Source organism: Bacillus infantis (assembly GCF_008180445.1).
GTDB lineage: Bacteria > Bacillota > Bacilli > Bacillales > Cytobacillaceae > Bacillus_AB > Bacillus_AB infantis_B.
In genome coordinates this window covers 1-4,989 of record NZ_VTER01000028.1, presented here as the reverse complement: position 1 = coordinate 4,989, position 4,989 = coordinate 1, and the positions used below count along the sequence as shown (strand labels likewise).

The 4,989-nt window shown below is 42.7% G+C and carries 5 protein-coding genes; 1 reads left to right on the top strand and 4 read right to left on the bottom strand.

Going from position 1 to position 4,989, the window contains the following annotated elements:
* From FZD51_RS25625 to ku, 3 genes are all read right to left on the bottom strand, one after another.
* Positions 1-360, bottom strand: a 360-nt coding sequence (locus FZD51_RS25625) for a transposase family protein (RefSeq protein ID WP_148977243.1), incomplete at its 3' end; no start/stop codon positions are given.
* A gap of 680 nt (positions 361-1,040) precedes the next feature.
* A complete protein-coding gene (locus FZD51_RS25620; RefSeq protein ID WP_148977242.1) occupies positions 1,041-1,694 on the bottom strand; it encodes a phosphatase PAP2 family protein in 654 nt (217 codons plus the stop codon).
* A 112-nt stretch (positions 1,695-1,806) separates the two neighbouring features.
* Positions 1,807-2,652 carry a non-homologous end joining protein Ku gene (ku, locus tag FZD51_RS25615; protein WP_148977241.1) on the bottom strand — a complete coding sequence of 282 codons (846 nt, stop codon included), beginning with the start codon at positions 2,650-2,652 and terminating at the stop codon, positions 1,807-1,809.
* A gap of 171 nt (positions 2,653-2,823) precedes the next feature.
* Here ku and FZD51_RS25610 point away from each other — a divergent pair, with 171 nt between their 5' ends.
* Entirely contained in the window at positions 2,824-4,662 is a 1,839-nt protein-coding gene (locus tag FZD51_RS25610; RefSeq protein ID WP_148977240.1) for a DNA ligase D, read from the top strand.
* Positions 4,663-4,813: 151 nt separating this feature from the next.
* Here FZD51_RS25610 and FZD51_RS25605 read toward each other — a convergent pair.
* A partial coding sequence (locus FZD51_RS25605) for a transposase (RefSeq protein ID WP_187445840.1) occupies positions 4,814-4,989 on the bottom strand: 176 nt, incomplete at its 5' end.

Below are 4,989 nucleotides of genomic sequence, written 5' to 3'. Positions count from 1 at the left end.
GACCTCTGCGGTCTCTTTGAAGGTCTTCCCCTTAATACTGCGGATCTTAATGGCTTGGTTCAGCTCAACCGAAATACGCTGGTATCGGTCGACAAAGGGGTTGCGTTCCACAAACTTCTTTCCACACTGACAAGCATAGCGGCGCTTCTTATAGAAAAGCAGCGTCTGTCTTTCAAATAGCTTTAAATGCTTAATTTTCTGTATCCGATAGTCGTGGATTTTCACCGTTGATGTCCCACAAATCGGACAAACATGGGCTTTAACAGGCATCTCTACATGTATGCGAAGCTTCTCTTCCACTTCCTCCATTGATAGAACCACTACTTCTTCAAATCCAGGCAACTTTATGTTAGAATTCATTATGCACGTATCTCCAATCTATACTTGTTTCTCGACAACTCAAGTATAAAAGACTGGATGATTACGTGCATTTTTTATGTCTCAATTTGTGTAGGAACCCCAACATTTAGTATAGAGCCGTATGAATATAGTATATACTGTTAGGAACAGAATTGAAAAAGGACAGCATGCTAAGCAAGCTGTCCTTTTTATCATATTTGAGGCTATATATAAAGTATATTAAATGTAATTTCAACCTAAAACAATGAAAGCCCTGCCTCTCTTCCATCCTTGCGGCTCCGAGACCGCGCCAGCGGGAATCAGGTAAACAATCGGGATAAGATAGCAGCTCTTTAAGATTCAGTCATTTAAAGACCGCATTATTGAATTGAAGCAATCCATGCGAAGAAATGTTTCGGGTTTATAGAAGATGTGCATTAAGAAGAAATCATACCATTCAGGGGGAATTCTGCTGTACAGCAGCCGCACCTGATCATCAAGCTGTCCACAAATTAATTCTTAAAGGTATAAACCTATTGTTGCTTAGCAGTAAAAATCTAAAGAGCATGATCTGCAAAATGGCGTTCCGCTCCATTCTGCCCGCAGATATCCTCAAATACGTGCTTTACTAGTATATCATAAATATAAAAGCTGTCAACTAATTGGAAATCAGCAGCCGAATTTACAACATAGCAACCTTTTTACAGATCCTTCCGATATTCGTACAACCTGAAAATAATGATACAGGCTGCCAGCCAGGCTCCACCGGCCAGGAAGCCGCCTATCACATCACTCGGATAATGCACACCAAGATAGATCCTGCTTAAGCCGATCAAAAGGATTATCATGACATTTGCGAGGACAGCCAAGACCTTTAAGCTAATTTTAGAAAATAAATGGACCAATATATAGGCTGAAGCACCGTAAAAAATAAAAGAACCCATAGAATGGCCGCTCGGGAAGCTGAATCCTGATTCAGTCAGAAGCGGGAGAATATCAGGGCGTTCTCTTTTAAAAATCCACTTAAGAAGCCAATTGAACAGCGCCCCGCCGCCTGAACCAGCCAGCAGAAACACGCTTAATGCCCGCTTTTTATAAATCATGAGAATAACTCCGCCTGCTGCGGCCAGAAATACAAGCCACTTTACAGAGCCCAGGAATGTAACCGAAAACATCAAAGCGGTCAGCTGGTCACTGATAAAAGATTGTACAAAATTAATGATTATGTTGTCAAAAGCCTCCAGTTCGTTTTCTTTCAGCTCATCTGCGACTTCGGCAAAAAGAAAAGTAAAAAGGCAAAGAAGAGCTGCAGCTGAAAGAATATACAAAAGTTTGATTCCTGTCAGTTTTTTCATTTACGACTTCCTTTTCTTGTTTTTGTCCAATACCTTCTATATTGCCTTTTCAGACCGCTTGTGAACATAAATCGGCAAATCAATAAGAAAAACCGCACGGAGGCGGCTTTTCTTATGCTTCTTTCTTTTCCTTCGGCCGTGCAGCAGCCCTTTTCTTGCGCGCAGCCGGCTTTTTCGGCTTTTCGGGCTTGGTATTGTCGATTGAAGCCTGCAATGCGGCCATCAGATCTGTTACATTTGATTTTGTTTCTTTTTCTGCAGGAGTGACAACTTCTTTGCCTGTCCGCTTTGCTTCGATCAGATCCAGGAGGGCAGTCCTGTATTCATCTGTATACTTATCAGGCTCAAATGCCGTTGTCAGCTGGTCGATGAGCATGATGGCCGTTTCCAGTTCTTTATCTGTCACTTTATCCTCAGAAGGAACATTCGGGACATCGCCGGCTTTCCTCACTTCGTCCGGAAAGTGTATTGTTTCCATGATCAACGTATTTTCAAATACCCTGACAACTGCCAGCTGCTCTTTTGAGCGGATGATGATTTTGGCGAGCCCCACCTTTTCCGAGTCTTCCAGTGCTTTTCTTAAGAGAGAATAAGCCTTGCCTCCCCCATCCCCTGGAGACATATAATAGCTGCGGTCATAATAGATGGGATCAATTTCAGCCATTTTAACAAAATCGATGATTTCAACAGCTTTATCTTCGTTAGCTTGCTTTAATTTCTTCAGGTCCTCGTCTTCAAGAACGACAAATTTTCCCTTTGTATATTCATAAGCCTTTACAATATCTTCCGGCTTGACTTCTGTTTCACAGACCGGGCAGATTTTTTCATATTTAATTGGAGAATGACACTCCTTGTGAAGGGTCCGCAGCTTAATGTCCTTGTCCTCAATTGCTGCATGAAGCTTAATCGGTATATTTACAAGCCCGAAGCTGATGCTGCCTTTCCAGATTGTATGCATCCTGATTCTCCATTCTATAGTCTTTAACTTTAATGTGCGATGATTCATCATTTGAAATGCAAGATAACTTCTGCCAGTGGAGTAGGAATCCCCCCAGAATGGAATAATGAAGGATGAACCGTTTTACTGGTTGAGGAATGGCGAAATCCTGCCGCGGAAAGGAGTGTCACAATGAAACCGATGCTTCCGAGCCTGACCTTTGATGCGCCGGATGCCAAAGGATGGTTTTACGAAGTTAAATACGATGGATTCCGGGCCATCCTCGAGTGGAATGAAAAGGGACTTTCTCTGACAAGCAGAAATGGCAAGCCGCTGCTTGAACTTTTTCCCGAAATCAGATCATTCCTTGAAGACAACCTCCAGCTGTTTCGGCCTTTCCTGCCTCTTCAATTGGATGGAGAGCTTGTTTACTTAGAAAATAGACATAAAGCCCATTTTGGTTCTATCCAAGTAAGGGGGAGAATGCGTTCAGAAATGAGGATACTGGAAAAAGCCAGGCAATCCCCATGCCGCTTATTGATTTTTGATGCATTAAAGCTTAAAGGGAAGAGCATATCAGCATTGGACTATAGGGAGAGGAAGGCTGCATTGGAGAATTTCTTCACTTCAGCAAGGCTACCGCTTGAGCCTGATGAAAAAAGCACAAAGCTTCTCCAAATGATACCTGGATATGAAGATTTCAAAAATCTGTGGGAACAGGTGATCCTTCATGATGGCGAGGGAATTGTTGCGAAACAGGAGAAAAGCAAATGGGAGGAAGGCAAACGCTCAACTCTGTGGCAAAAATATAAAAACTGGAAATATGTATCATGTTTTATTACAGCCTATGAAAAATCCAATGGTTATTTTTATACAGGCGTGTATGATGGCGGAAGGATCCACCCGATCGGCCAATTTATATTCGGATTAAAGCCTGATGAAAAAAAGGCCCTTATGGACACAATCAAAAATAATAAAAGAGAAGAAGATGACAGATTTGTTTATGTTAATCCAGGCATTTGTACCGAACTAAAGTACCTGGAGATTTATGATGGACAGATGCGCGAGCCCCACTTCCATCAATTCCGTTTTGACCTGAAGCCTGAGCAGTGCACCTACAGCCAGTTTGCCGAACAGCAGAAGAATCTGCCCGATGATGTAGACATCACACATCCTGACAAGCCCATCTGGGAAACACCCGCCCTTAAGAAGATAGACTTCATCCATTATCTGCGGGAAATTTCCCCATATATGCTTCCGTTTCTAAAAGATAGGCTTCTTACCGTCATCAGGTATCCGCACGGTATTTTCGGGGAACCATTTTACCAAAAAAACGCACCGGACTATACACCTGAGTTTGTTGAAACAAAAATGTCGGATGGAATCAATTATATTATCTGCAATAATCTTAAGACGTTTCTCTGGCTCGGCAATCAGCTGGCCTTTGAATTTCATATACCATTTCAGACCATTAAAAGCAAAGGTCCATCTGAAATCGTCTTCGATCTGGATCCGCCGTCCCGGGACGCTTTCACCCTTGCGATTAAAGCCGCCATTATGATAAAAGAAGTGCTCGATCATCTTAACCTCACATCATTTGTAAAGACATCGGGGAATAAAGGGCTCCAGGTTTACATCCCGCTTCCTGACAATGCCTACACATATGATGATACACGCCTGTTCACTTCTTTCATTGCTGACTATCTGATATCCAAAGAACCGGACCTTTTCACAACGGAAAGAATGAAGAAAAACCGGGGCGGCAGGCTTTATGTTGATTATATTCAGCATGCAGAGGGAAAGACGATCGTGGCACCATATTCAGCCAGAGGCAACCAGTATGCCGGTATCGCGGCACCATTGTTTTGGGAAGAAGTCAATGACCGGCTCAGGATGGAAGAGTTCCGGGTAGATAATGCGGTAAAACGGATCAACAAACTGGGAGACCCGCTGCAAGGCTATTTTGCCGCAAAAGATCTGCAGGCTTTTTCACCGGTGCTTGAATTTTTGAATGCAGAAAAAAAGACCTGAAGGCCTAGAGTATATTTCTTCAAAAAAAGAATGCTGCAGCGCAGCATTCTTCAGATTGTAGACAAAAGGCATTTCGAATGTGTCCATTCGAAGTGCCTTTTGAGTTTTTTCTTGTATTTCAAGAATATTGGTGCCTCGACGAGGCATTCTCTTAGACCATTTCTGGCTCTTTCCATGTCCAGTTGGCCATCTTTTTTAAATTCATGGCAGCAAAAGTAAGCATCGCCTGCATAGACAATTTTTTTAATCCCCTTAGGGTTGTCCATCGCATACCATGCTTTTCTTTTCCATCGGCGAATACTCTCTCGATGGTTTCTTTTCGTCTTT

Coding starts and splice junctions, on each gene's coding strand:
- FZD51_RS25610 (WP_148977240.1), top strand. CDS start 2,824: ATGAAACCGATGCTTCCGAGCCTGACCTTTGATGCGCCGGATGCCAAA.
- ku (WP_148977241.1), bottom strand. CDS start 2,652: ATGCATACAATCTGGAAAGGCAGCATCAGCTTCGGGCTTGTAAATATA.
- FZD51_RS25620 (WP_148977242.1), bottom strand. CDS start 1,694: ATGAAAAAACTGACAGGAATCAAACTTTTGTATATTCTTTCAGCTGCA.